Annotated in this window: 15 protein-coding genes; 7 read left to right on the plus strand and 8 right to left on the minus strand. The window is 54.3% G+C overall.

Features of this window, described 5'->3' with window-relative positions:
* Positions 1 to 138: 138 nt before the first annotated feature.
* The 4 genes from FJM65_RS02860 (at position 139) to nagB (ending at position 8261) form a co-directional block, all read left to right on the plus strand.
* A complete protein-coding gene (locus tag FJM65_RS02860) occupies positions 139 to 3360 on the plus strand; it encodes a SusC/RagA family TonB-linked outer membrane protein (RefSeq protein WP_140619202.1) in 3222 nt (1073 codons plus the stop codon).
* A gap of 12 nt (positions 3361 to 3372) precedes the next feature.
* Positions 3373 to 4767 (plus strand): SusD/RagB family nutrient-binding outer membrane lipoprotein, encoded by a 1395-nt coding sequence (locus FJM65_RS02865; RefSeq protein ID WP_140619204.1) that lies wholly within the window; start codon positions 3373 to 3375, stop codon positions 4765 to 4767.
* Positions 4768 to 5012: 245 nt separating this feature from the next.
* The gene (locus FJM65_RS02870) at positions 5013 to 6263 is read left to right on the plus strand and encodes an ROK family transcriptional regulator (RefSeq protein ID WP_140619206.1); all 1251 of its coding nucleotides are present in this window, start codon (positions 5013 to 5015) and stop codon (positions 6261 to 6263) included.
* Between the two features lie 30 nt (positions 6264 to 6293).
* Positions 6294 to 8261: a glucosamine-6-phosphate deaminase gene (nagB, locus tag FJM65_RS02875; protein WP_140619209.1), complete on the plus strand. Its 1968-nt coding sequence runs from the start codon at positions 6294 to 6296 to the stop codon at positions 8259 to 8261.
* A 247-nt stretch (positions 8262 to 8508) separates the two neighbouring features.
* On the opposite strand, the gene FJM65_RS02880 is transcribed toward nagB, so the two are convergent.
* The gene (locus FJM65_RS02880) at positions 8509 to 9399 is read right to left on the minus strand and encodes a DUF3078 domain-containing protein (protein WP_140619211.1); all 891 of its coding nucleotides are present in this window, start codon (positions 9397 to 9399) and stop codon (positions 8509 to 8511) included.
* Positions 9400 to 9643: 244 nt separating this feature from the next.
* Between FJM65_RS02880 and FJM65_RS02885 the strand changes: the two genes are divergently transcribed.
* Complete coding sequence (locus FJM65_RS02885; protein ID WP_140619213.1) at positions 9644 to 10945, plus strand: serine hydrolase domain-containing protein; 1302 nt, start codon at positions 9644 to 9646, stop codon at positions 10943 to 10945.
* A gap of 150 nt (positions 10946 to 11095) precedes the next feature.
* Here FJM65_RS02885 and FJM65_RS02890 read toward each other — a convergent pair whose 3' ends face one another.
* The gene (locus FJM65_RS02890; protein WP_140619501.1) at positions 11096 to 14086 is read right to left on the minus strand and encodes a glycoside hydrolase family 3 N-terminal domain-containing protein; all 2991 of its coding nucleotides are present in this window, start codon (positions 14084 to 14086) and stop codon (positions 11096 to 11098) included.
* A gap of 284 nt (positions 14087 to 14370) precedes the next feature.
* Between FJM65_RS02890 and FJM65_RS02895 the strand changes: the two genes are divergently transcribed.
* Complete coding sequence (locus tag FJM65_RS02895) at positions 14371 to 15927, plus strand: glycoside hydrolase family 10 protein (RefSeq protein ID WP_140619216.1); 1557 nt, start codon at positions 14371 to 14373, stop codon at positions 15925 to 15927.
* 75 nt (positions 15928 to 16002) lie between these two features.
* Here FJM65_RS02895 and FJM65_RS02900 read toward each other — a convergent pair whose 3' ends face one another.
* The 4 genes from FJM65_RS02900 to FJM65_RS02910 form a co-directional block, all read right to left on the minus strand.
* Positions 16003 to 17862: an outer membrane protein assembly factor BamB family protein gene (locus tag FJM65_RS02900; protein WP_140619218.1), complete on the minus strand. Its 1860-nt coding sequence runs from the start codon at positions 17860 to 17862 to the stop codon at positions 16003 to 16005.
* A gap of 37 nt (positions 17863 to 17899) precedes the next feature.
* Complete coding sequence (locus FJM65_RS21485; RefSeq protein WP_239022801.1) at positions 17900 to 18505, minus strand: polysaccharide deacetylase family protein; 606 nt, start codon at positions 18503 to 18505, stop codon at positions 17900 to 17902.
* Positions 18506 to 18606: 101 nt separating this feature from the next.
* The gene (locus FJM65_RS02905) at positions 18607 to 20475 is read right to left on the minus strand and encodes a glycoside hydrolase family 9 protein (protein ID WP_239022802.1); all 1869 of its coding nucleotides are present in this window, start codon (positions 20473 to 20475) and stop codon (positions 18607 to 18609) included.
* A gap of 64 nt (positions 20476 to 20539) precedes the next feature.
* Positions 20540 to 21151, minus strand: coding sequence for a peptidoglycan recognition protein family protein (locus FJM65_RS02910; protein WP_140619220.1), 612 nt, complete (start codon positions 21149 to 21151; stop codon positions 20540 to 20542).
* A 205-nt stretch (positions 21152 to 21356) separates the two neighbouring features.
* Here FJM65_RS02910 and FJM65_RS02915 point away from each other — a divergent pair, with 205 nt between their 5' ends.
* The gene (locus FJM65_RS02915; RefSeq protein ID WP_140619222.1) at positions 21357 to 22898 is read left to right on the plus strand and encodes a glycoside hydrolase family 10 protein; all 1542 of its coding nucleotides are present in this window, start codon (positions 21357 to 21359) and stop codon (positions 22896 to 22898) included.
* Between the two features lie 126 nt (positions 22899 to 23024).
* On the opposite strand, the gene FJM65_RS02920 is transcribed toward FJM65_RS02915, so the two are convergent.
* Positions 23025 to 23828, minus strand: a complete 804-nt coding sequence (locus FJM65_RS02920) for a DUF4397 domain-containing protein (protein ID WP_140619224.1) — start codon at positions 23826 to 23828, stop codon at positions 23025 to 23027.
* A 9-nt stretch (positions 23829 to 23837) separates the two neighbouring features.
* Positions 23838 to 25454 carry a SusD/RagB family nutrient-binding outer membrane lipoprotein gene (locus tag FJM65_RS02925; RefSeq protein ID WP_140619226.1) on the minus strand — a complete coding sequence of 539 codons (1617 nt, stop codon included), beginning with the start codon at positions 25452 to 25454 and terminating at the stop codon, positions 23838 to 23840.
* Positions 25455 to 25458: the final 4 nt, after the last annotated feature.

The following is a 25458-nucleotide window of genomic DNA, read 5'->3' on the forward strand; positions in this document are numbered from 1 at the left end:
ACCTCCATTCCGCAATCCTCATCCACTCCCCACAAACCGCCCTGCTGGCGGCAGAAAGTTTAAATGATGTTTTAACTGTATGACTAAATCCCTATATTAGACACACTTAATTCTACACATTTCTAACCTAACACATTTATGAGAAAAAGTTACGTATGTATTCTCCTGTTGCTGTTAGTCTGCTGGTGCGGCGGCGCCTATGCCCAGCAGATTCCTGTAAACGGCACAGTAACAGGGGCAGAAGACGGCATTCCGCTCCCGGGCGTGAGCGTTATTGTAAAAGGCACGACCACGGGCGTAACCACCAGCGCCGACGGCACTTACCAGATTAGCGCACCCGGCTCCAACGCCGTGCTGATGTTCCGCTTCCTGGGCTATGAGGTGCAGGAAGTGCAGGTGGGCAACCAGCGCACGATAAACGTGCAGCTTAGCCCGGACAACAAACAGCTGAAAGAAGTGGTGGTAACGGCCCTTGGCATTGAGCGTAGCGAACGCTCGCTGGGCTATGCCACACAGGAAGTGAGTGGCGAGAACCTGACCATGGCCAAAGAGCAGAACGTGCTGGGATCTCTGGCTGGCAAAGTGGCGGGTGTACAGGTGGTTGGCTCTTCCGGCGCAAGTATGGGCGGTACCCAGAAGATAAAGATCCGTGGTGTTAACTCCCTCTTAGGAGGTGGCCAGCCGCTGATTGTTGTAGACGGAACCCCTATCTCCAACGCCAACTACTCTGACAGCGACGGGGTGGACTTCGGTAACCTGGGCCAGGATATCAACCAGGAGGACGTGGAATCGGTGAACGTGCTGAAAGGCCCGGCAGCCTCTGCTCTTTACGGTATACGCGGCCAGTATGGCGTGATCATGATCACGACCAAAAAAGGCACAGCAGGATCCGATAAAGTAACCGTGCAACTGAACTCTGCCTTCTCAGTAGAGAAAGTGGGCAACATCATGCCGTACCAGAACGTGTATGGCGGTGGTGGCAGCCAGACCTGGCGCACTCTGCCCAACGGCGATAAGTATGTGGACGTGTCGTATGACGAAAGCTGGGGGCCTAGAATGGATGGCACGCCTGTACGACAGGTGTTCAGCTTCTATCCGCAGGACCCAACCTATGGGCAGCTAACACCATTTGTTCCGCACCCGGATAACATCAAGGACTATTACGAAACAGGCTATACCCTGAATAACGGCGTGAGCGTGACCGGTGGCAGCAACAAAGCAAGCTATCGCATCAGCGCGAACGATACCCGCATACAAGGTGTGGAGCCAAACACCTGGCTGAAGCGCCGTAACGTCAGCGCGAGCATCGGCGTGAACATTACGGATAAACTGCACGCTTCTACCAACATCAACTATGCCGGCAACAATGCCCAGCGCCCTTCCCAGGGCTCTGAGGACGGCGCCCGTTATATGGGCCAATGGTTCCAGCGCAACATTGACATAAACCGCCTGAAGGACTATAAGTATGACGACGGCACCATCCTGCACTGGAACCTGAGCCGGCCAAGCGCTACAACCGGTGAGATCTCGGATTTCGAGCCGCTGTATTGGGACAACCCATACTTTGACGCCTACGAAAACCCTACCGGCGATAGCCGCGACAGGCTTTTCGGGGATGTTGGGCTGAGCTATAAAGTGCTGCCAGATCTGAAACTGAGCGGTTTTATCCGCAATGATATGTACATCCAGAACATCGAGTCCAGAACGGCAGTGGGTGGCACAGGCCTGTCCAGCTACTCTTTCGGAAAGTATCAGAACCGCGAAACAAACTATGAGTTGATGGCGCAGTACACCAAAGAGTTCGGAGAGTTTTCGGTGGATGCACACCTGGGCACTAACCTCTTCGACTTTAGACGTACCAACCTTTCCATGGCAACAGCGGGCGGTCTCTCTTCCCCTGGCTTCTACAACATTGATGCTTCCATAGACCGTCCTTCTACTGCTTCTTCCCTTGTCCGCAAGCAGATCGAGAGCCAGTTCGGCTTGGTATCGCTGGGTTATAAGGACACCTACTTTGTGGATGCCTCTATCAGAAGAGACTATTCCTCTACCCTGCCGGATCCATATTGGTACTCTTCTTTCTCAGGCAGCTTTGTGTTCAGCGAACTGATGGACTGGCAGCCACTGTCGTTCGGTAAACTGAGGGTAAGTTACGCGGAGGCGGGCTCTGATGTGAAAGAGTATACAACGTCATACAACTTCCTGCCGGGCACTGTTTACAGCGATCCATCCAGAGGTATCACTGTCAACACTCTTACTGTACCGAACACGCTGAACAACCCGAATATCCAACCGGCCTTTGCCCGCTCTTACGAGGCTGGCATCGACCTGAAGTTCTTCCAGGACAGGCTCGGCATCGACTTCACGTATTACCAGCAGCGCAATAAAAACGCTGTGATAGACCTGCCTGTATCCGGTGCGAGCGGATACGGTACTTCCATCATCAACGCCGGCATGATTGAGAACAAAGGTATTGAGCTGACTCTGACAGGCACACCGGTACGGAGCAACGCCTTTACCTGGACCTCCATCTTCAACTTTAACCGAAACAAAAATAAGATCGTTGAATTGTATCCTGGCGTTGATGCCTTGCAATTGGGTGTCACTACTTATTCCAGCACCTCCAGCTACCTCTTCTCTTATGAGGGCAAATCATTCGGCTCTTTAGTAGGCCAGGCCTACCAGCGTGATGAAGACACGGGCAAAATCCTGATCAATGCTAGCGGCATACCTTTGTACACCACAGCCACACACGACTTCGGTAGCGTGCTGCCAGATATTACAGGTGGTTTTCAGAACTACTTTAAAGTATGGAAGTTTGACGTAGGCGCGATGGTGGACTTCCAGGTAGGTGGCAAGTTCTTTAGCCGCTCAAAAATGCTGGCCGTACGTACCGGCCTGGACCCAATTACAGTAGCTAAAAACAATAAGGGCCACGATGTGCGTGATGCAGTAGAAGACGGCGGCGGTGTGCGTGTGGACGGCGTTTACGGCCCAGGCACTGTGATAGACGGGCAGGATGTCAGCGGCCAGGAAGCCACCGTATACGTTGCTCCTCGCACCTACTACGGCACTACTGCCCGCAGAATCTACGAAGATTGGCTCTACGATGCTTCTTACGTGAAGCTGCGCGAACTGCGTGTCGGTTATACCCTGGATAAATCTATGCTGGGTGGCCTGCCATTCGAAAATGTTGGCATTGCTCTGATCGCCCGCAACCCAGCCATGATTTGGCAAAAAGCGCCGAAAGGCCTTGACCCGTCAGAACTGTCTACTGGCAGTCAGTCTGTTAGCTGGTACGAGTCTGGCCAGTTGCCAACCGTGCGCTCTTACGGCGTGAACCTAAACATTACCTTTTAATTCCGATCATTTATGAAAAAACTATATATCGCACTGATGGCTTGCCTGGCCCTTACAAGTTGTGAGGACTTTGAGGAGCTGAACATCAACCCCAACCGCCCAAGCCAGGCATCCGGGACGCAGTTAATTGCCAGTGCCCAGCTTGCCTTGCCAGACCTGAGCGCCTCCCCTACCGGCGAGTTTATGGCGCAGTACCTGGCTGAAACGCAGTATGTGAACGCTTCGCTTTACCCTGCAGGGGGCACCAGCTATTACTGGCTATACCAGGGCCCACTGATGGACGTGCAGGCCGTACTGGATAATGCTGAGAACCTCAATGCAAACGAAGGCCCGATTGCCAATCAGCTGGCGGTGGCAAAGATCCTGAAGGCGTATTACTTCTGGAACGTAACCGACCGCTGGGGCGATGTGCCCTATACCGAAGCCCTGCAGGGCGGCGCCGACTTCACGCCGAAGTATGATTCACAGGAGTCGATCTACAACAGCCTGTTTAACTTGTTGGATGAGGCGCAAGCCCAAATTGTGAGCGGCGGCATCACCAATGACTTGGTGTACGGCGGCAATATGGACAAATGGCAGAAACTGGCTAACAGTATCAGGATGCTGATGGCCCTGCGCATGTCGGAGGTTGACGCCGACAAAGCAAGCCAGGAGTTTAACGCGGCGCTGGAGGCTGGCGTCATGACCTCTAATGCCGACAACCTCGCGTTCAAGCACCTGGCCAACGCACAAAATCAAAGCTATTGGTATGACCAGTGGGAGAACAGAAACCGCGAGTGGTGGGCGCTAACCGAAACATTGGTAAGCGAAATGAAGCCCGTGAACGACCCGCGCCTGCAAGTATACGGCCAGCCCACCCGTAAGACCAAAGAATTCATCGGCCTGCCTTTCGGGGAAACGAAGTTGATGAACACGGATGACTATTCCTTGCTTGGGGAGGCTATCTATGCACAGGACGCGACCATCCAACTGGTAACCTACGCACAGGTTCTGTTTGCCCAGGCAGAGGCCGCCAAACGCGGCTGGATACCGGGTGGCGATGAAGCAGCCCAGAATTACTACGAACAGGCCATTGAGCAGTCGGTACTGCAGTGGACGGGCAGCACAGAAGGCGTAGAAGGCCTGCTGGCGCAACCGGAAGTAGCCTATGACCCAGCCAATGCCATCGAGCAGATCGCTACGCAGCGTTGGGTGCACCTGTTCATGCACGGGTATGAGGCTTGGGCCGAATACAGAAGAACCGGCTATCCTGATAACCTGGTGGCACCGGGCGGAGCAGCAGTACCCAACCGCCTGATGTACCCGGACGTGGAAGCGCAGAACAACGCAGCCAACTACAACGAGGCCTTGCAACGCCAGTTTGGCGGAACCGACGGCCTGTATGGTCAGCTGTGGTGGGATAAATAACCACATCCTCTAAAGTATATAAAAGCCGCTCCTGCGTTTAGGAGCGGCTTTTTGCATTTTAGCTCATGTAGACTAATTTGCAAAACTTAGCCTGCTTCATGGACTTTATTGTCCATGAATATAAGCAAACGCAGTTATAACACATTTTTATACTTTGACGTATACTTCTATAAAAAATTTTACTAAAGTATTTTGCTTTATTAAAAGGTTTGTTAATTTTGTAGCGATAGGTTTACGCGCAAGTGATGAGCACCTTAGTCCCACATACAGATTTTCTGGAGAATCTCAACAACGTTGAGAAGAAGAAGTTTTTGCAGAAAGTTCGGATTATCAGACATCTATATGTGAAAGGGGCTCGCACCAATGCCGACATTTGCTCTCGCTTCAACATCAGCTCCCCAACATCAATGGGTTTATTAGGTGAGCTAATCTCAGAGGGGCTGGTGGAGAAGCAGGGCTTAGGCAAATCGGTGGGCGGCCGTAAACCAGACCTATACGGCCTTCGCGGCAACTCCCTCTTCGTCCTCAGCATCGACATGGACCGCTTTAGCACCCGCATGGCGATCATGGACAACAACAACAACCAGGTTACTCCCATCCATACCTTTGCCTATACTTTACCGAAAGACCTAAGCGGCCTGGACACCCTCTGTGGCTGGGTGGAGGATCTGATCGCTACTTCGGGCATCGACCGTAAGAAACTGGTGGGTGTGGGCGTAAGTATGCCGGGACTGGTAGCCAGCAAAGAAGGCGACTCCCGCACCTACCTGCGCACCGATTTGTTGGAAGAGTCGCTGCAGGACCTGCTGAGCCGCCGGCTGGGCAAGCCCGTTTTTATACAGAACGACGTGAAAAGCGCTGCCCTGGCAGAGCTTCGGTTCGGCCAGGCTAAAGGCAAGCAGGATGTACTCGTAATCTCGTTGGACTGGGGTGTGGGCACCGGCGTGATCATGGATGGCCGACTCCGGGGCGGGGCTGCTGGCTTTGCCGGAGAGTTCGGGCACATTCCGCTGGTAGAAGACGGCGCCCTTTGCCATTGCGGCAAGCGCGGCTGCCTCGAAACACTGGCATCGGGTGTGTCGCTTACCCGAATGGCCCGCGAAGGCATAAAAGCAGGGCAGAAGTCGCTGCTAAGCAACCTGACCGAGGCCGAGCTGGAGCAACTGGAGCCGCAGCAGATCATAGAGGCGGCCAGCCAGGGCGACCAGTTCGCCATTAACCTGCTTACCGAAACCGGATCAAACCTGGGAAAAGGCATCGCTATCCTGATCCAGCTCTTTAATCCCGAGCTGGTTATACTTGGGGGCAAAATAGCCGAGGCGGGCCAACTTATCACGACCCCAATACAACAAGCAATTAATACCTACTGCATGGCGCAGCTGCGCGAATCTACCAGCATTGCACTGTCTACGCTGGGCCAGCAGGCAAGCATGATGGGGGCTACGGCCACCGTGATGGAAAACATACTGGAACGGCAGCTGGAACAGGCCAGATAATGAAACTGAGGTTGAACAAAGTATAAACTTATGCATCCACTAAACAACAACATCGCGTTTAACGCAAAGCGAAGCACGCCACGCCTCAACCTTCTGGAAGAGACGCGTTTTGAGAAACTTCCGGTATCGGTTTACCCGGACCAGAACATAGCCTCTCTGTCGGTGGCCAAGCGCATTGCCGACCTGATCCGCAGCAAGCAGGACAAAGGAGAGCAGGCCGTGCTTGGACTGGCCACAGGCGCCACTCCTATCGGCGTGTATGCCGAGCTGGTAAGGATGCACCGCGAAGAGGGACTGAGCTTCCATAACGTGACGACCTTTAACCTGGACGAGTACTACCCGATGAAACCGGATGCCGCCCAGAGCTACGTGACGTTCATGAACGAGAACCTCTTCAACCACATCGACATCGACAAAGCCAATGTGCATATTCCGGATGGCACACTGCCCAAGGAGGAGATACATGCTTACTGCCTGAGCTATGAGCGCCAGATTGAAGAGGCCGGCGGTCTGGATATGCAGATCCTGGGTATTGGCCGTACGGGCCACATCGGCTTTAACGAACCGGGCTCTGCGCCAAACTCCGGTACGCGCCTGGTAACGCTGGACGATTTGACCCGTCGCGACGCTGCCCGCGACTTCGGCGGCAAGGAGAACGTGCCGACCAAAGCCATCACCATGGGCATCGGCACCATCTTTAAAGCCCGCGAGATCATCCTGATGGCCTGGAGCCAGAAAAAGGCGCCTATTATTAAAAAAGCCGTAGAGGGCGAAATGTCGAGCGAAGTGCCGGCCACGTACCTGCAGCTGTCTGACAGCGTGGAGTTTGTGCTGGACGAGGATGCCGCTTCCGAACTGACGCGCTTTAACACACCTTGGCTGGTAAAAGACTGTGTTTGGGATACGCAGATGACGAAAAAAGCTGTGATCTGGCTGTCGCAGAAGATGCAAAAGCCAATCCTGAAGCTGACCGAAGAAGACTACAACAACCACGGCATGGCGCAGCTGGCCACCGAGTTCGGCCCGGCCTACAACATCAACATCGACGTCTTTAACAAAATGCAGCATACCATTACCGGCTGGCCGGGTGGTAAGCCAAACGCCGACGACACCCAGCGCCCCGAACGTGCCGAGCCGGCGCAGAAGCGCGTGGTGATCTTCTCGCCGCACCCGGACGACGACGTGATTTCAATGGGAGGTACCTTTATCCGCTTGGTAGACCAGGGCCATGAGGTGCACGTGGCCTACCAGACCTCCGGCAACACTGCCGTATGGGACGACGACGTGCTGCGCTACGTGGAGTTTGCCATCGACTTTAACAAGAGCCTCGGCCTGGAAACTGGCAACCTGCAGAAGATATATGATGACATGCGCGGCTTTATCGAGGAGAAGCAGCCGAACCAGGTGGATACGCAGGAAATACTGAACGTGAAAGGCTTTATCCGTAAGAGCGAGGCCTACGCAGGCGCGCGTTACGCTGGCCTGGAAGACGAGCAGATCCACTTCATGGCGCTGCCTTTCTACGAAACGGGCAAACACAAAAAGAACTCTGTTTCAGATAAGGACATTGAGCTGACCATGGAGCTACTGCAGCGCGTGAAGCCGCAGCAGGTGTTCAGCGCCGGCGACTTTGCCGATCCGCACGGCACCCATATTGTGTGCTTTAGGATAGTGGTGGATGCCCTGCAGCGCCTGCGCGATGCCGGCGAGGAGTGGGTAAACGACTGCTGGCTGTGGATGTACCGCGGCGCATGGCACGAGTTTGAGACGCACGAGATCGAGATGGCCGTTCCGCTTTCGCCGCAGGAGGTTATCCGCAAACGCATGGCCATTTTCAAGCACCAGTCACAGAAAGACACGCCGGTATTCCCGGGCGACGACGCACGCGAGTTTTGGGTTCGTGCCGAAGAGCGCAACCGCGAAACTGCTGAGAACTACCATAAACTTGGCCTCGCCGACTATGAGGCCATGGAGGCATTCGTACGCTACAATTACTAAACCATACCTTCTTTTCTCGGAGGGTAACACATAGGAACACATAGAGTTTAGGGCTACGAAAAAAACCCGCTCAGTATTGGGCGGGTTTTTATATTTTATATTAATATCGATTAGATAATGCGTATGACCAGTCCCACAGCTTACTTTCAGCCTCAAACCCACCCCTAACCCCTCCCAGGAGGGGAATATACCTGTAGAATTGTAACCGTGCTGTGCACAGTGGTACTTACACTTTAAGCAAGTACACTTACCGGCTCACGCTGAAGCCCTGCACGGTATAGAGTATACCCAGCGCCAACGACTGGTTGAACTGCACCTGGCTGTCCTGGTCGTAATCGTACACAAAATTGCCCATCAGGCTAACGTTTATGTAGCGGTTTACTTTAGCCGAGAGCGTGGCGTTCAGGAGGTGGTCTATGCGTTTGCCCGACAGCTCTTTATAGTTGGCATAGGCCAAATAATTCGCCTTAAAGTTGAGGTTCTCCATGATGTTGCGGTCGTAGGTAGCCTGCACCATGGCCGCCAGCCACTCCTTCCGCACCTTGTCCCCCTCCGGCACGCCATAGCGCTCTTTCTCCCCCACGGCCTCATCTACCAGAAACGTAAAACGCGGGGCAAACGGGCTCAGGCGCAGCGAGAAGTATGGATTGGGTTTATACTCCGCACCCAGGCCAAAAGTGAGGAAACCGGGAGCCAGAAAGTTAGAGATAAGCCTGTCCGTGCCGTCCTCATCCACATCATATTCATACCCTTTGGCAAACTGCGACAGAAAGTTAGCCGACGCGAATACGTTCCAATCCGAGGAAATGGCATGGCCATACTTGGTGTCCAGGTAAATGCGGTCTATGCTCTTGCGCTGCTCCTCCCCTTTGTTCTTCAGAAGGCCGTACTGCAGCTGCACTGCATTATCCCAGGAAATGTCCCCTTTTTCATAGTCGGCGCGGCCATCCACATGCGCATTTATGGCCACAGAGCTTACGCCACCTGCTTTCCAGTTATCGCTGAACGAGGATTGGTTCAGGTTTAAGCCAGCGGCAAACGAGCGCCGCCACAACGTGTCAGGCTCTGTTACAGATTGAGCCAAAACTGCAGCGGCGTTCAGCAGTACCACCAGCAGCACGAGTAGAGTCTTTTTCATAAGAGAAAGTATAAAGCAATGCGTATATTTATGTATTGCTATACTTACTCTTATTTTGCGGGAAGGTTTTGCGTTTTTGCTGCTGATGGATAGCTCCAGCGTTTAAGCTTTTAGCCGTTCTTGCTCAAGTTCGCTGCCTTTGTCCGAAGTTTCACTTACCTGATTTGCAGGTTAGCTTGCCCGTTAAATCAAGTATACGTTGTTAGTTAAGCCACCAACTCCTACTATTTACACCACTTCAAACATGAAAGCACTTTACATAATATTTGCAATACTAACCACTCTGTCTATAGCCATTGCCTACATCGTAAAAGATGATTACTATTATTTGCCTTACCCGAACGCTATCGAGTATCTGCTGGCTTTTCTCATCCTGCTGCTTACCGCTATACTTGCCCTTTGGCCAGCGCACCGCCTCCGGAAAGTAGCGCTGGGGGTCACGTCGGCCATTATCCTATGGGTGGTGGTTTTTGGCATGAATTTCCTCTTTGAATGGCACCCGCTCAACCTGTCATTCCCCTTTACAAAGTCGCAGTCGTTCGAAGTAAGTCATGAGCCGTATCCGTGGCCAACCACAACGCCGGCAAGTGCGGGCTACCACAAAGCAGACATAACGCATTTCCTACAAGAAATTGAGAATTGGGACAGGCTCAGGGCCTTGGTCGTCATCAAAGACGGCAGGTTATTCCTAGAGAAGTATCAGAAAGACGCTACAAAGTATAGCGCGTTCAACGTCCATTCAGTCACGAAAAGCATCCTGTCTGCTTTAACGGGCTTAGCCATTCAGGAAGGATACATACCATCTGAGCACGACAAGGTGCTACGCTACTTCCCGGAGTACCGAAACGGAGCATCTGCCCCTGCCAAAGCTAATATTACCGTAGCGCACCTCTTAGCCATGCGTGGAGGTTTTGCCGGATGGGATGGACCACAGAGTGCGCAGCAGGTCCTGTTGCAGGAAGAGGTTTCCGACACTAATACGGGGCAGGAATTCAAGTATTTTACCGGCTCCCAAATGGTGCTTTCCGCCATGCTTACGAAGGCCTCGAACACCACTACCAAAGCATTTGCCGAGGAGAAGCTATTCAAACCGCTAGGCATTTCGTGCGGCTTCTGGCGTAAAGTGGACGGTTATTACGCCGGCGGCGACGAGACCTATTTTACCGCCAGGGACCTGGCCCGGTTCGGGGAACTGTACCTGAACAAAGGACAGGTGGACGGGGTGCAGCTGCTGGACTCCTCGTGGGTAGCGAAAAGCTTCACGAACTACACGGCTAAAAGCAAAGCTTTCCGCACCTTAGACTGCTACCAGGAAGTAGGCTACGGCTACTCCTGGTGGCTGCTGGAGCACCAGGGCAAGCCTGTTTACACGGCAAGAGGCAAAGGCGGAGAATACATCCTGATACTGCCCGAGCAAAATGCGGTAGCGGTTATTTTGCAGGAGTGGAATCTGCAGAAAGACTTCAAGAAGGAAAATGGTTATATATGCGAGCTGCTCTCGCTCCTAACCTCAGAGAACACTGCGAAGATCGCTGCTCAAGAATAAAGCTGAGGCTAGTACAGCAATTCTATGTATCGGAATCATCATTATTTTCCGAGCAGGTAAAACTCAGACGGAAGCTCATACAAGTATAAATATCATAAAAAAAGGAGGCACCGTGTCCGGTACCTCCTTTTTTATATATCAGTGCTGCAACTACTGCTGCACCTCTTTGCTTTTCTCTATAGCATCATACACTACCTGCAGCACGTTGGTGCGGGTATTGAGCTTGCCCAGCAGGTTATTCTCACGGGTTGGGTGCACGCGGTTCGACAGGAACACATACACCAGGTTATTTACCGGGTCTATCCAGGTATACGTGCCCGTAAAGCCGGAGTGGCCGAAACTCTCTACAGGGGCGCTTGGCGCTGCGTTGCTGTTCTGCGCGCCCGGCTTGGCCGGACGATCGAAGCCCAGGGCGCGGTAATTGCCCTGGTCGCAGAACTGGCACTTGCTAAAGCGGCTCACGGTGTTGCCTGCTATGTAGGTTTCGCCAGCGAACTTCCCGTCGTTCAGGTAGAGTTGCATCAGTTTGGCCAGGTCGTTGGAATTACCGAACAGGCCGGCATGGCCGCTCACGCCGCCCAGCATGGCAGCGCCTTCATCGTGCACAGTAGTGTGCAGCAGCTGCTTCCGGAAGAGCGAGTCTACCTCCGTTGGCACGATCTGCTCTGGCTTATAGTATTTGTAAGGGTTAAAGGTAAGCGAGGTGGCCCCGATCGGGTGATAAATGTTCTCCTTCAGGTATGTCTCAAAATCCTCACCGGTAATATTCTGCACCACCAGCGGCGCAAGTATAAACGAAAGGTCGCTGTACACATACCCCGGCTTCTCGTTCAGCGGCGACTCGGCAATAGCCTTGTAAATCTTCTTCGCATACTTGCGGTGGATGTACAGGTTATCCGCTACTTTTATCGGGAAGCGTCGGGATGAGTCCGGCTTAAAGGTTGCCCACTTAAACTTGCCGTTTTTCTTCACCGTCTCTTTCCAAAAAGGTATCCAGGACTTCAGGCGCGCCTGGTGCGTCAGGATGTCGCGGTACTTCAGGTTCTCTTTGTTGGTGCCTTCCATCATCGGCAGGTATTCGCCCAAAGTGCGATCCACATCAAAGCGGCCTTCGCCGCTCAGCTTCATAAAGGCTGCCAGCGAAGTGCTGATCTTCGTGACAGAGGCCATATCATACAGGTCAGTCACCTGTACCGGGCGCTCGTTCTCATAGGTATGGAATCCGTAAGCCTTGCGGAAGATCACTTTTCCGTCTTTGGCTATCAGCACCTGCGCACCCGGCGTGGCTTTCTGCGCCATGGCCTGCGCCACCAGCGAGTCTATCCCGGCCAGGTCTTCTGTTTTCAGGCCAACGGCCTCCGGCATGGTATAGGCAAAGCGCAACCCGCCGTTGGTTCTCAGTCCGTCGCCAATCCTGAAGTTGTTGTTGATGGTTACCGGCAATTTGCCTTTAGCGCCGATGCCCCCGAAGATCATCTGGGAGGCCAGGTCCTGCGTCTGCGGCGTTTCCTGGTAAGCAGCGATCACGGCATCAGCTTTATCCAGGCTCTCCAGTTCAGCCAGGCTGTACACGTTGGCAAAAACACCTACGATGGTTGGCTTAGAGCGAATCAGGTCCTTGAGGAACATATTCATCTCCGCCGAGATACCGAAATGGCTGCCGCCCGCCTTCAGATTCAGCCTGTGCACGCCGGCAATCACCAGGTTATACTCCTGCAGCTTCTCCTTCAGCGCCATCAGTTCGGCAATAGAGGCTGTTGGCTGCAAAAAGAAAGTATCCACCTTGGTGTAACGGGCCAAGCCACGCTGGAAGTCGGTTTCCTTTTTTGTTCCGATGGCCAGGGCCGCCACCTTCAGCGTGTCAATGTTCTGGATCGGCAGGATGTTCTGCTTGTTGCGCAGCAGCGTCAGCGAGGCCTCTACCAGTTGCTGGTTCAGGTACTGGGCATGCGGGTTGTTCAGGTCCTCCACAAGGTGCTCGGTTTCAATCGGCTTCCAGTTGTCCAGCCCCAGCCACTGCTTGGCGGCCAGCACTTTGCGGCAACGGGCATCCACTTCTTCCTGCGTTATCTCGCCGTTGGCAATCGCCTTTTTCACCTCCTCAATGGTAGTTTTCACGTCCATTGTGTTCAGGAGCATGTCGTTGCCGGCTAGCAGGGCCTTCACATCCACAATACCTGGCTCATAAAACTTGGCCACGCCCTGCATGTTCAGCGCATCGGTAAACACCAGGCCTTTGTAGCCCATCTCCTCCTTGAGCAAACCGGATACGATTGGCTTGGAAAGCGTTGAGGCCAGGTTCTCGGTATTGTCCAGCACCGGGATGTTCATGTGCGCCACCATCAGACTGCCCAAGCCGTTTTTCATCAGCTCGCGGAACGGGTACAGCTCCACAGAGTCGAGGCGGATTTTGGAGAAGTTGATCACAGGCAGCCCCACGTGCGAGTCTACGTCGGTATCACCGTGGCCCGGGAAGTGCTTGGCGTTGGCCAGCACCTTATTGTCCTGCATGCCGCGCATATAAGCCATGGCTTTGCGGGTAACGTTATACTTGTCTTCGCCGAAAGAGCGGAAGCCGATCACCGGGTTGTTAGCGTTGTTGTTTACGTCTACCACCGGGGCAAAGTTCACATGCACCCCCAGCCGGCGGCACTGCCGCGCAATCTCGGCACCCATCTCATAGATCAGCTGCTCATCCTCTATGCCTCCCAGCGCCATCTGGTACGGGAACCGCACCGTGCTGTCGAGGCGCATGGCCAGGCCCCACTCCCCGTCTATACTTACCATCAGCGGCACTTTGGTTTCGCGCTGGTAGCGGTTGGTCATTTGGGCCTGGCGCACCGGGCCGCCCTGGAAAAAGATCAGGCCGCCAACTTTATACTTTGTCACCAGGTTGCTGATCGAGTCGATGTGGACCTGGTCTTTGTTAGAGTATACCGGGATCATGATGAGCTGCGCGATGCGCTCTTCCGGCGTTAGGGTGCTGAACACCGAATCTACCCAAGCCTGGCTGGCATTCAGGAAAGGCGGGTCTGTGGCCGGGTCAAACTTTTCGACGGCTTTCTCTACGGAGCTGCGGCGCGTTTTGGACTTATGCCGCTGCGCTTTTGTCTGCACGGCCCCTAACAGAAAGAGGGCCATGAACGTGAGCAAGAGGTAATGACTTTTTTTCAAAGCAAATAAGGGTTAATGTTTAGCGTGTTAGTAGCCTTAAATTTAAGCTTTTTATATCAAAGGAAGCCTATGTTATAACAGATTCTTGCCAGAGAGCGCACCCTAAAGCGATCAGTACAATTTACAACTATATTTCACCTTTTCGCTTTCCACGATAACATCCTATTACTATATTTATGGATAGATTGCTATATCGCATTTAAAATATGTTTTAGCAAACACCGTATTCACTAAGTACAATTCCTCTGTTTATGAGAAAACTTTTACTGCTGTCGCTCCTGACAATTTTGCTAAGCGTACATTCGGCGCAAGCCCAGGCTCCCAAGCGCGAGTTCCGGGCCGTGTGGATCGCCACCGTGGCCAACATCGACTGGCCTGGCCAAAAGGGGCTGTCGCCGGCCGTGCAGCAGCAGGAGTTTAAGTATATTTTGGATGAGCACCAGAAGAACGGTATGAATGCCGTGATCGTGCAGGTGCGCCCGGCCGCTGACGCCTTGTACCGCAGTGAACTGGAGCCTTGGTCGGAGTTTTTAACGGGCCGGCAGGGCCAGGCCATGAACCCGCCTTACGACCCGCTGCAGTTCATGCTGGAGGAGGCGCACAAGCGCGGCATGGAGCTGCACGCCTGGTTTAACCCCTACCGCGCCACCTTCGACGCCAAAGCCAGCGTGGCACCGGGCCATATCACTAAAAAGAAGCCGGACTGGTTTATAAAGTATGAGGGCAAACTTGTGTTTAACCCGGGCATTCCGGAAGTGCGGCAGTACATAACCAATGTGGTGCTGGATGTGGTCAACCGCTACGACATAGACGGGGTGCATTTCGATGATTACTTTTACCCCTACCCAATTGCCGGCCACCCCTTCCCTGACGACGATACCTATGCGGCTTTTCAGGGCTTGTTCACGAACAAGAACGACTGGCGCCGCTACAACGTGGATGAACTGATAGAGGGGATCTCGGACAGTATAAACGCCGTGAAGCCTTGGGTGAAGTTCGGCATCAGCCCGTTTGGGGTCTGGAAAAACCTGGCCGACGGACCGGAAGGCTCAGCTACCCGCGCGGGTGCCCCTAGCTATACCGCCCTGTATGCCGACACGCGCAAATGGATGCAGCTGGGCTGGATAGACTACCTGGTGCCACAGGTGTACTGGCACATCGGCAACCCTGCCGCCGATTATAAAACGGTGGTGGAGTGGTGGTCAGAGAATACGTTTCAGCGCCACTTATACGTTGGGCTGGGCGCCTACAAAGTAGGCAACGACCGCACCTATGCCCAATGGAACGACCCAAACGAGATCCCGCGCCAGCTGCAACTTGGCCGCGCCACGCCCAATGTTGGCGGCAGCGTGTTCTTCAGCTCCCGCTCTGTTATGAGCAACCCTAACCACCTGCAGGACTCACTGCGCGCCCACTACTATAAGTACCCGGCCTTGCTGCCGGTCATGGACTGGAAGAAAAGCCAGGAACTGGAGCCTCCTTTCTCGCTTAAGGTCAAGCAAACCGGTAACGGTGTACAACTGCACTGGCTACACGACCAGAAGGTGCGCTATTATGTGGTATACCGTTTTAAAAAGGATAGCACCCCCATCTGGAAGCTCGACTACTGGAAAGAGAGAAAGTGGCAACCCTTTTTGCCTGAGCTTGAGGACCCTACCCATATCGTGGCAAAAGTGTTCGGCACCAAAACCGCATTTATAGACGAGGCTCCGCTCCGGAAGGGAAAGTATATTTATGTAGTGACCGCCCTGGACCGTCAGCAAAACGAAAGTGCACCTTCCCAGGCCGTCAGCGTGAAGTATAAATAAGGATTTAATATTAGTATAAAACAGCAACAGCCGCTTCACAGAGCGGCTGTTGCTGTTTTATACTTGCCAGAGATGCTATTTTTTGTATTCCAGGCAGGCGATCTTGCCGTCCATCGTACTGACGATGACCCTGTTCTTGCCCAGCGGCATGAGCGGGTTCATCAGCCCGTTCGACACCTTGTACTTCCACAGCACCTTGCCCGACGCCCTGTCCACGGCGCTGGCCAGGCCCGAGTGGCTGGGCACCAGCACCACGCCCCTGTGCTCCACCAGCGCCGAGGGCGCCAGCTCGTAGGGCAAATCCAGCTCCGAGCGCCAAGAAACCTGCATTGAGCCGGCCTTAGTGGACACGCCCAGCAGCTCGCCGTCCATCGTCTTCACGTACACCAGCTTTCCGTCTCCCGAGAGGCCCATCGACTCGCGCACCCGCACCGTGTCCTTCCGCTCGCGCCACACCTCCTGGCCCGTGGCCGCGTCCAGGGCCGTCATGTAGCGGTCGGGCGCCACGATGTACACCGTGCCGCCCGTGGCCACCGGGTAGCAGGCGGCCGGGGAGAACATGCGGTTGGCCGAGCCGTTGCTCCACTTCCAGGCCAGCCGGCCGGTGGCCGCGTCCAGAGCGTAAAACTCGTTGCCCCAGCTGCCGAAGTACACCCTGCCCTTGTAGTAAAGCGGCCGCGTCACCACGAAGTTGTTCACCTGCCCGAAGTCCCAGCGCAGCTCGCCGCTCTTCAGGTCCAGCGCCCGGAAGTGGCCGTCCGAGCCGCCGATGTACACCGTGCCGCCCTGGATGAGCGGCGCGCCCAGCACCGGCCGGCCGGTCTCCCTCTTCCACACCAGCTTCCCCGTGGCGGCCTCCAGGCAGTAAACGCTGTTGTCCGAGGAGCCGACCACCACGAAGCCTTTGGCCGCGGCCGGCGTGGAGTAGATCTTGCCCCCTGTTCTGTAGGCCCACTTCTTCTCCCCGCTCCCGGCGTCCAGCGCGTACACCCAGCCTGTCGTGTTGGTGGCCAGCACCAGCCCCTTGTAAAAGGCCGTGCCCGCGCCCACGTCGCTGTGGTCCTGGTACTCCCACACCAGCCGCACGTTCGGGTAGAGTTTGTTTACGGCGTAGGAGGGGCGGTGGTAGCGGATGGTGTCTTTGTCGAAGTGGTGGTTCTGCAGGGGCACCTCCAGCCACTTCTCCTGCACCTCCCTTACCGGCGTGCGCGTCTCGAACCGGGCCATGCCCTCGGCGATGGTGACGATGTTGTAGCCCCCATAGTCGGCCTTGGCCCGCAGGTTCGAGCGGCCCATCACCGTCGGGATGCCGTCGTAGGTGAAGCGCCTGTTGCCGTGCCCGTGGCCGTGCAGCATCAGCTGCACGTTGCGCTCCTTGAGCATGTCGATGGCCTCGTACCAGTTGTTGAGCGAGGAGTCCTGCGGGTAATGGTTGATGTAGATGACCGGCAGCTGCGGGTCGGGCATGTGGGTGAGCACCGAGTCCAGCCACACCATGTTTTCGCGCGGCACCTGCCCCGGCCCCATGCGCATGTTGGGCCCCGAGCTGGTGCCGGCAAACAGGTAGCCGTTGTGCGTGAAGGCGAAGGTCTCGCTGCCAAACACCGTCCGGAAGCTGTTGCTCCCGCTCTCCGACCAATTGGAGTCGTGGTTGCCCGCGATCACGTACCAGGGCTTGTTCAAGCCATCAAGCACCTGCCGGGCCAGCCGCAGCTCCTCGTCCGAGCCGAACTCGGTCACGTCGCCGGTGACCAGGGCAAAGGCGATCGAGTCGTTGGCGTTGATGTCGCGCACCGTCCGGCGCAGGTCCTCCTCGGCCGTGTTGCCACCGATGTGCGTGTCCGTCACGAACGCAAATTTGAACGACTGCGCCTTGCTGACGCTTACCTGCAGCACAAGGGCCAGCAGCCATAAAAGTCTTCTTCTAATGATCATTATAAAGTATGGTATGCGTTGATTTATGACATAAAGCTTACTGAGGCGACAGCAGCTGCCGGAGCGGCACAAACCTGTAGCCTCTTGCTTCCAGCTCCGTCATCAGCTCATCCAGCCGATGATAAAACTTATCGGTGCGCCGTGGGTCTGTACCAAGGTGCACCAAAAGTATAAATCCGTATAGCCCGTTTGGGTCAGCCTGCTCCCGCGCCAGCACTGACTGATACACCGCCTCCGAGGAAACATACTTCGTGCCCATTTCAGGCCAGGTATAATCGGCGGTGGAGCGAGTGCCGGGAGTAAAGTTGATAAGCTGTAGTCCCTGATCAGCCGTCCAGTCGGCTATACGCTTATTGTACCACTCATAGGGCGGCAGAAAGTATGGGGCCTCCGCTTTGCTTACACCAAACTCAGCCATGCGCCTGTAATTGCGCCGCAGGTCCTCCTCAAACTGCGCTTTGGTCACCAACAGGCTATCGCGCTTGGTCCAGTCGCAATAAAGCAGGTGCTCGTCGGAGTGGGCGCCGAGATAATGGCCAGCCTGCGCCAGCTTCTCTAGCAGCAGCTTGAAGGCGGGGTTCCGGTAAAACCTGCCGGTCAGGAAGAAGGCGCCTTTTGCCTGGTGCATTGCCAGCGTCTGCATAATCACGTCTCCCCCATCGGCAAACTCATCGCCTGTGAATACCAGTGAGAGGCTCTGAAACGCAGTGTCGCCCCGGATTATCGCCCCGTGGGCATCCCTGATTACTTTTTTGGCTGAGCCCCCTCCCGCGAACTGTATTCCCTGGACGCCAGCAGATAGATCAGCGACGCGGTTCCATCCATGGTAGGTTCGTTTGTAGAGTAGTCACCAAAATCGTCGTGGTACACGACCAGGTCCGACTGAAACGGTTTGTAGTCGTCCGGGTTGTAGAGCTGTATGCCTTTCAGGTTATTGAAAATGCTGCCATACACAGGTCCATCAACCAGGCCGCCGTCTATGGGGTAGTTATGGAGGTGCGTGAAAGCAGAGTGCGGATCGGTTGGGGTATCGCCGTGCGCGGGCAAGCCATACACCATACTCGTGCCCCAGGGGTTCACCCCGAAAAGCCAGTCGAAATTAGCCTGCTCCAGCTCTGCATAGCTTTGGTCGCCGGTCATGCTGCGGTACAGGTAGCCCTGAATGGCAAAGGAGGTCGTCAGGTTGTTAGAGCACCAGATAAACGGAATACCGCGGTAAAAGGCGTTCTTTCGGGCTTTTTGGTTTACCCGCTCCAAACCCTCCTGGTAGTAGCCCATCAGCTCTGCTTTCGTGTCAGCGTCGGCGGCAGCGGCCAGTTCGTAATGCCCAAAGTTATGGAAGGGGTACCATTGGTAATGCCGGGCCGTGTCCGCTCCCATCCAGGGCGTCACTTTTTCTTCCAGGCTATACTTCTGTGCCTGTGCTGCGTAGGCGGCATCGCCGGTAAGTTGGTAGAGGGCCGCAGCCCCCAGTTCCATGTCATCTACCCAGTTATCCTCCTCATAAAAGTATGGCGCCAGGTTTGGTGCCGTTTGGGCCACGCCGGGTTTGGCTAAGCCTAGTTTGTAAGCTGATTCAGCCTTGCTTTTATACTTGTCAGCCAGGGCGGCATCCTTGGAAGTATAAAGCCGGGATGCCAGGGCAAAGGCACTGGCGAACTTGCCGGCGGTTGAGGCCACCCCCGTGGCCCTGTTTTTATACTTGCCCAGGCCCTGCGGCTCGCCGGTGGCAAAGTATACCGGGCGGGCTTTGCCTGGCCCCATACCATAATCCACCGGGTCCTGGGTTGGCAGGCGCATGCCCTGGTGGTCGCGGTCATCGGCCAGCTGGTTAAAGAGCCAGTCTTCGCGCGGGTGCATTTTAGAGAGCCAGCTTAGGCCCCACTGCGCCTCATCCAGTACATCTGCCACGCCGTTTGCCCCTTCCAGCCCATTGGCCTCATGCGCATCCGTAAAGACTTCGGGAAAATCGCGGTAGGCGGCCAGCAGATGATAAGTGGCGTTAGCGGAGGTAGTGGCATACTGCAGGTAATCAGAAGCATCGTGCCATCCGCCGGAAACGTCGATCAAAGTGCTGTCGGGCATGGGGCCATACATGGTATAGCCGTCCTGGGTGTGGCAGGAGTCCTGCAGGTATGGATTAATTCCGCTGCGCTGCTGGCGCATGTAGCGCAAGGCAAAATCAGCGGTGCCTTTGTACACATCCTCCCCAATTTTAAATACAGGCGAGGCTGTGTTTCCAGTCCTGACAAAGTAGCTGCCCGGGGTGCTATACTCCGAGAAGTTCAGGCGGTAAGACTCGGTAAATGGACCATAGGCACCAAAAGCCTCGCCGGCGTTTCCTTTGTAAGCCACTTCTCCTGTTTCGGCATTTACCAGCTCAAAGCCTTGCAGCTTTTCCGGGGATTTGCTCACCCAAACGGCCACTTTAATGCCTGCCGGGGTATAGCCCAGCTGGTTGATGCGCACCCAGGACTGCGGCACCTGGTAAGTTGCCTGCGCCGTTTGCTGGTTGCCATGCTTGCGCTGCGCGCAAGAGGCCAGGCTAAGGCTGCCTGCCGAAATGATCGTAACTGCCAGCGCTACCGAGCGCCATGTATTTTTAACCGCCATACAAATAAGTTTAATCAATGGCCCCTGCCACAGCATACTGCTCAGCCGGGGCACGATCAGGGTTTTACTTTGGGTTGGAAATCAGTTTCTGGAAGGAGGGCAGAAGCGCATACAGGTTTTTGCCGGGGCATAAAGTTTCGGCATAGTCTTCATGTGCCCCTAGCTTATCCGCCGGGATGCCATACTTTTTAGCCATGGCAGGTATGAGCTTATGCAGCGTTTTCAGCTGGGCCTGCGTTAGCGCCTCCTCTTCAAAATTACCCTCCACTACGATCAGCAGGTGCCCCGCCGGGTCATAAGCTGTGTTGGAGTCGCCGGCAAAACCTGCCTCTCTGCCTTCGGCCACCGCCCCGTTGCAATCCACATAATAATGGTAGGGCACGTCTGCCCAGGCGGGCTTGGTTTTGCCACTGGCCAACAACCCCTCCTCCTGCGAGAACTTTTGCAAAGACTGCATCTTATCTGCCAGCGATTTGCCCGGAAGCTGTCGGGTGGCCGTGTGGTGTATGGTGAGCCATTCGATAGTATGGGCACGCATCGGTAACACCGCCGGCTGCGCTTTCCAGTCTTCCCGCGACAAGTAGCTTATACTTTCAGGTACTGCCTGTTTTGTGGCCGGCCGCTGGCAGCCGCTAAAGAAGATTAATACCAGCAATGTCGTGAGCAGCTGTTTCATAGAGTAACGTATTTTTCTGTCAAAGCCCGGCCTTACAAGCCAAGGTTCTAATCGATGTTTGATTGCTAATATACTATGCTAGCTATATTTTAGCAATTAAACATCGATTATACGCCCAACTGATTTACATTTACTTACTTTTCATTTGGAACAGAAGCAAAGCAGCCTCTCTCCTTTCACTTTTCACCCTACATTTTGCATACTTATGAAGAAGATCATTACCCTTTTCCTCCTCTTGTTCGGCCTGACGGTGCAGCAGGCCCTGCCGCAGTCCAGGGCGCCAAAGCGGGAGTTCCGGGCTGTTTGGATCGCTACCGTGGCCAACATCGACTGGCCCAGCCAACCCGGGCTTTCCTCTGTCTTGCAGCAGGAAGAGTTTAAGTATATTCTGGATGAGCATCAAAAAAATGGCATGAACGCCGTGGTGGTGCAGGTACGCCCTACCACAGACGCCTTGTACCAGAGCGACAAAGAGCTGTGGTCGCATTGGCTTACTGGTACGCAGGGCAAAGCCCCTAACCCGCCCTACGACCCGCTGGCATTCCAGATTGAGGAAGCGCACAAGCGGGGCATGGAGTTTCATGCCTGGTTTAACCCCTACCGCGCCTCCCACGACACCATTGTGGCCAACCTAAGTGCCCGGCACATTACGCAGACAAAGCCGGAGTGGTTTATACAGTATGGCGGCAAGTTATACTTTAAGCCGGGCCTACCCGAAGTACGGGAGTACATCGTTGGCATTATCATGGACGTGGTGCGCAAGTATGATGTGGATGCCATTCATTTTGATGATTACTTTTACCCTTACCCTACGGCAGAGCCTTTCCCTGATGAGGAGGACTTCCAGAAGTATGGCGCAGGCTTTGCCTCAAAGGACGACTGGCGCCGGCATAACGTGGACGAGGTGATCAGAACTTTGTCCGATAGTATAAAGGCGGTAAACCCGCGGGTAAAGTTCGGTGTCAGCCCTTTTTCTATCTGGCGAAACAAAAGCCCGGAGGAGCCGAACGGATCTGACACCAAAGGCGGCCTGACCAACTACGATGACCTGTACGCCGACGTGCGCGGTTGGCTCGAAAAGGGCTGGATTGACTACAATGTGCCGCAGCTATACTTCTACATCGGCTATAACGTGGCTGATTACGCCAAGCTGCTGGACTGGTGGAGCAAGAACAACTTCGGAAAGCATTTATACATCGGCCAAGGCACTTACCGGGTCAACAGCAAATCAAGTATAAAAGAGTGGGCGGACCCGCTCGAGAATGGCCGTCAACTGCGCCTGAACCGTGCAACCCCAAATGTGCAGGGCAGCGTGTTCTTCAGCTCCAAATCAGTGATGAGCAACCCCAATGGCGTGCAGGACAGCCTGCGCCAGGACTTTTACCGCTTTCCGGCGCTTGTGCCTACCATGAAGTGGATAGACGCGGTGGCCCCGTTGGCTCCTGAGAAACTGGCCGCTAAGAGCACGCACAAAGGTGTTTATCTTGCCTGGCAAGCCTCCGAGCCTGCCACTGACGGCGAGTCAGCGCGTTACTATGTTATCTACCGCTTCCTGAAAGGTCAGAAGCAGGATTTTAACGACCCGGCCAACATCCTGGCTAAAGTATACAAAGACACGCTGACTTTTGAAGACACGACCGCAAAAGCAGGCGAACGTTATGTGTATGTTGTTACCGCCTTAGACCAGATACAGAACGAGAGTGCCCCTTCAGCCAGGGTGAAGGTGAAAAGCAAAGCGCTTCTGTAGTTGGCTGGTAGTACTTGAAGGATTATCCTTACTATACAAGCCCTCGCTATACTTCGGGGCTATAAAAAAAGCGGTGCGGGTTAAACCCGCACCGCTTTTTACTTTATCTGAAATGTACAGAATCTATTATCTGTCTCTCCAGTAGTCAATGTTAGATTTATTCGGCTCCAAAGAATACGTACCTCTGATCTGCGTGGTATACACACGTCCAAGGCTTGCCAACACAACCGTGCTAGACAAGTATGGCTCTGTCTCCAGTGGGTCGTAGCCTGAACCGGCAGGGTATACTTTAAAAGTATAGCTACCTGGCTCCAGTTGCACGTACTCGCCATGACCTTTAAAGTCGATGTCAGCACCAAGCAAAACAGCTTTTGCCGGCTGTGCAGGTGTCGTGTCGGTGGCCGGTATGGCGCCGCGAACAGCATAAACATCTACGTTGAAAGGCATTTCAGCCATTGTGTTCACAAATCTCCACCAGATAGTAGAATTATCTGCCGGCGGCAGCTTGTCCTCGATCATGAAAGTCTCATAATCCTCAGTTGTGCCGGCCAGGTAAACAGAGTAGTTCTTGTCATTTTCAAGCGTTACTTCTGTTGTCGCCAGCACATCCGCAGAGCCGCCCACTGCCATTGTATCGATGGCGCTTAGGGTAAAGCTGCCCGCTGGTAAAATGGCGTAGGCATTGCTTGGGTAAACCGAGCCGTAGGCGTTACCTAACACCTGCCCGTCCGTGGTAGCAGACACACCGGTCACTTTTTCGCTGTTCAGGTAGAAGTTAGAGCGCGGGGCCCCATCTACGTGAAAGAAGAATTTAACCAGTGCGCCATCCTGAAGCGGATCAGCCAGCTCCGGAATGGAGTTCTTCTCGCAGGCAGTTAACATCAGGCCTGCCGCCAGAATTGCTAATGTTCTATTTAATAATTTTCTCATTTTCAGATATTATTCAGGCTTGCTAAACCATGTTTCAAAAGTATGATAGTTCTCCTCGAAGCCACCAAGTTTCTCCAGGGCCTCTTTGTTCCACATGTACTCAGAGTTAAAGCGAGGGCGTGCTCTGTAAGCAGGCTTCTCCTGGTTTGTTGAGTACAGTTCTTCTGGCAACTCAAAGCCAACATATACCGGGTTAGCCTCATTGCCCTGGTCGTAGTGATATCTTCTCATATCAGACCAAGTATCCAGGAAGCCCCAAGCCCACGTAGCGATATACTTTTGCAGCATGATTTTAGAAAGGGTTAAATCAGCTACGGAAGTAGGCATTAACTCTTCGCTGGCCATGTATTCGGCCCTACGCTGGTCAAACAGGGCTTTATCCGGTGCATAGCTGCGGGCAAAGTCCATGTGCGCGTTTACGCCTTCTGTATAAGCGTCCAGGGCCACGTCTTTCTTGTTGGCGATCCAGGCGGCTTCGGCTTTGATAAACTGCAGCTGGGCATACGTCATGAGCGGGAACAGTGCGTTGTCTCCGAAAATGTAGATCTGAGAACCCGGCGAAGTAGAGCTGGTTCCAACAGAGTTCCAAAGGCTTTTCGGCTCAAGAGCCTCTTCAGCATCAGTCCACTGTGTTAGGCCAACACCCGGCGTTACGCCTCTGTACTGTCCGTCGGGAGCAGGGGCCAGCATAGCGGTCAGGCGTGGGTCTTTCAGGTGCTGCCCTGCAAATTCCTCGGCTGGGTCTTCGCCAACCAGTGTTGGGTCAGAAAGCGCCGGGTTGGAGCCGTCCAGCAGGCCAACGATGAATTTTGTCTGGCGGTAGCCACCGATGTTGCCTCTTCTTGGTCCGAAGAAGTTTGAGTTGGTGCTTACCTCCCCCTGGAAACGAATCAGGGCGTCATCGGCATTGCTTGTAAACGATTTGTCTACATACTCAATCACCTTGTTCGGGTCGTAAGAAGACTTGTTGGTTAAACGGTGCGCGTTGATCGCCAATAGGCCGTAGGCAAACTTCTTCCACTGCTCACGGTTGCCACCATAGATCAGGTCGGCGCCGCTAAGCCCGGAGTTCGCTTCGTCCAGACCGTCGGTTCTTTCCAGGTTCTCGATGCCCAGCATCAGCAGGCGCTGAATCTCAGCGTACACCACCTGCTGCTCATCGTAATTAAAGGTTCTCTTGTCAGGATCGAAAGCCTCTGTTACGATTACCGGCCCATGATAGTCTGTCAGGTTCTGCCAGCCCAGGGCACGCATAATGTAACCTACGCCAGCAAAATCATACTTCTTATTCAGCTCAGCGCTTTCGATCATGTCGGACAGGTTGTAACCCATGCTCCAGTAAACAGCTCGCCACAACTGGGCATAGCTATCAGACAGCGGGTTATTGTGCAGGTCCAGAGAGTAGCCGGCGCTGTAGTAGCCCCAGTTCTGTGTATAGAAACCGGCAAAGCGCCCGTCCCACTGCGTGGCCACAGCCAACTCAGACTGTATAGCCGGCAGGAACAGCTCAGGTTGCAGCAGCGCATCCGGCCCGTTCGGGTTCGTGTTTACGTCTAAGTAGCTCTCACAGCTTGTTGTAGCAAAAATGCTGGCAACCATTAGTGAGGCATAAATTATCTTTTTCATATTC

The sequence above is a fragment of the Pontibacter mangrovi genome (genome assembly GCF_006385705.1).
Taxonomy (GTDB): Bacteria; Bacteroidota; Bacteroidia; order Cytophagales; family Hymenobacteraceae; genus Pontibacter; species Pontibacter mangrovi.

Excerpts from the sequence above, each read along its gene's own strand:
- FJM65_RS02860 (WP_140619202.1), top strand. The coding sequence starts at position 139 with ATGAGAAAAAGTTACGTATGTATTCTCCTGTTGCTGTTAGTCTGCTGG.
- FJM65_RS02865 (WP_140619204.1), top strand. The coding sequence starts at position 3,373 with ATGAAAAAACTATATATCGCACTGATGGCTTGCCTGGCCCTTACAAGT.
- FJM65_RS02870 (WP_140619206.1), top strand. The coding sequence starts at position 5,013 with ATGAGCACCTTAGTCCCACATACAGATTTTCTGGAGAATCTCAACAAC.
- nagB (WP_140619209.1), top strand. The coding sequence starts at position 6,294 with ATGCATCCACTAAACAACAACATCGCGTTTAACGCAAAGCGAAGCACG.
- FJM65_RS02880 (WP_140619211.1), bottom strand. The coding sequence starts at position 9,399 with ATGAAAAAGACTCTACTCGTGCTGCTGGTGGTACTGCTGAACGCCGCT.
- FJM65_RS02885 (WP_140619213.1), top strand. The coding sequence starts at position 9,644 with ATGAAAGCACTTTACATAATATTTGCAATACTAACCACTCTGTCTATA.
- FJM65_RS02890 (WP_140619501.1), bottom strand. The coding sequence starts at position 14,086 with ATGGCCCTCTTTCTGTTAGGGGCCGTGCAGACAAAAGCGCAGCGGCAT.
- FJM65_RS02895 (WP_140619216.1), top strand. The coding sequence starts at position 14,371 with ATGAGAAAACTTTTACTGCTGTCGCTCCTGACAATTTTGCTAAGCGTA.
- FJM65_RS02900 (WP_140619218.1), bottom strand. The coding sequence starts at position 17,862 with ATGATCATTAGAAGAAGACTTTTATGGCTGCTGGCCCTTGTGCTGCAG.
- FJM65_RS21485 (WP_239022801.1), bottom strand. The coding sequence starts at position 18,505 with ATGCAGACGCTGGCAATGCACCAGGCAAAAGGCGCCTTCTTCCTGACC.
- FJM65_RS02905 (WP_239022802.1), bottom strand. The coding sequence starts at position 20,475 with ATGGCGGTTAAAAATACATGGCGCTCGGTAGCGCTGGCAGTTACGATC.
- FJM65_RS02910 (WP_140619220.1), bottom strand. The coding sequence starts at position 21,151 with ATGAAACAGCTGCTCACGACATTGCTGGTATTAATCTTCTTTAGCGGC.
- FJM65_RS02915 (WP_140619222.1), top strand. The coding sequence starts at position 21,357 with ATGAAGAAGATCATTACCCTTTTCCTCCTCTTGTTCGGCCTGACGGTG.
- FJM65_RS02920 (WP_140619224.1), bottom strand. The coding sequence starts at position 23,828 with ATGAGAAAATTATTAAATAGAACATTAGCAATTCTGGCGGCAGGCCTG.
- FJM65_RS02925 (WP_140619226.1), bottom strand. The coding sequence starts at position 25,454 with ATGAAAAAGATAATTTATGCCTCACTAATGGTTGCCAGCATTTTTGCT.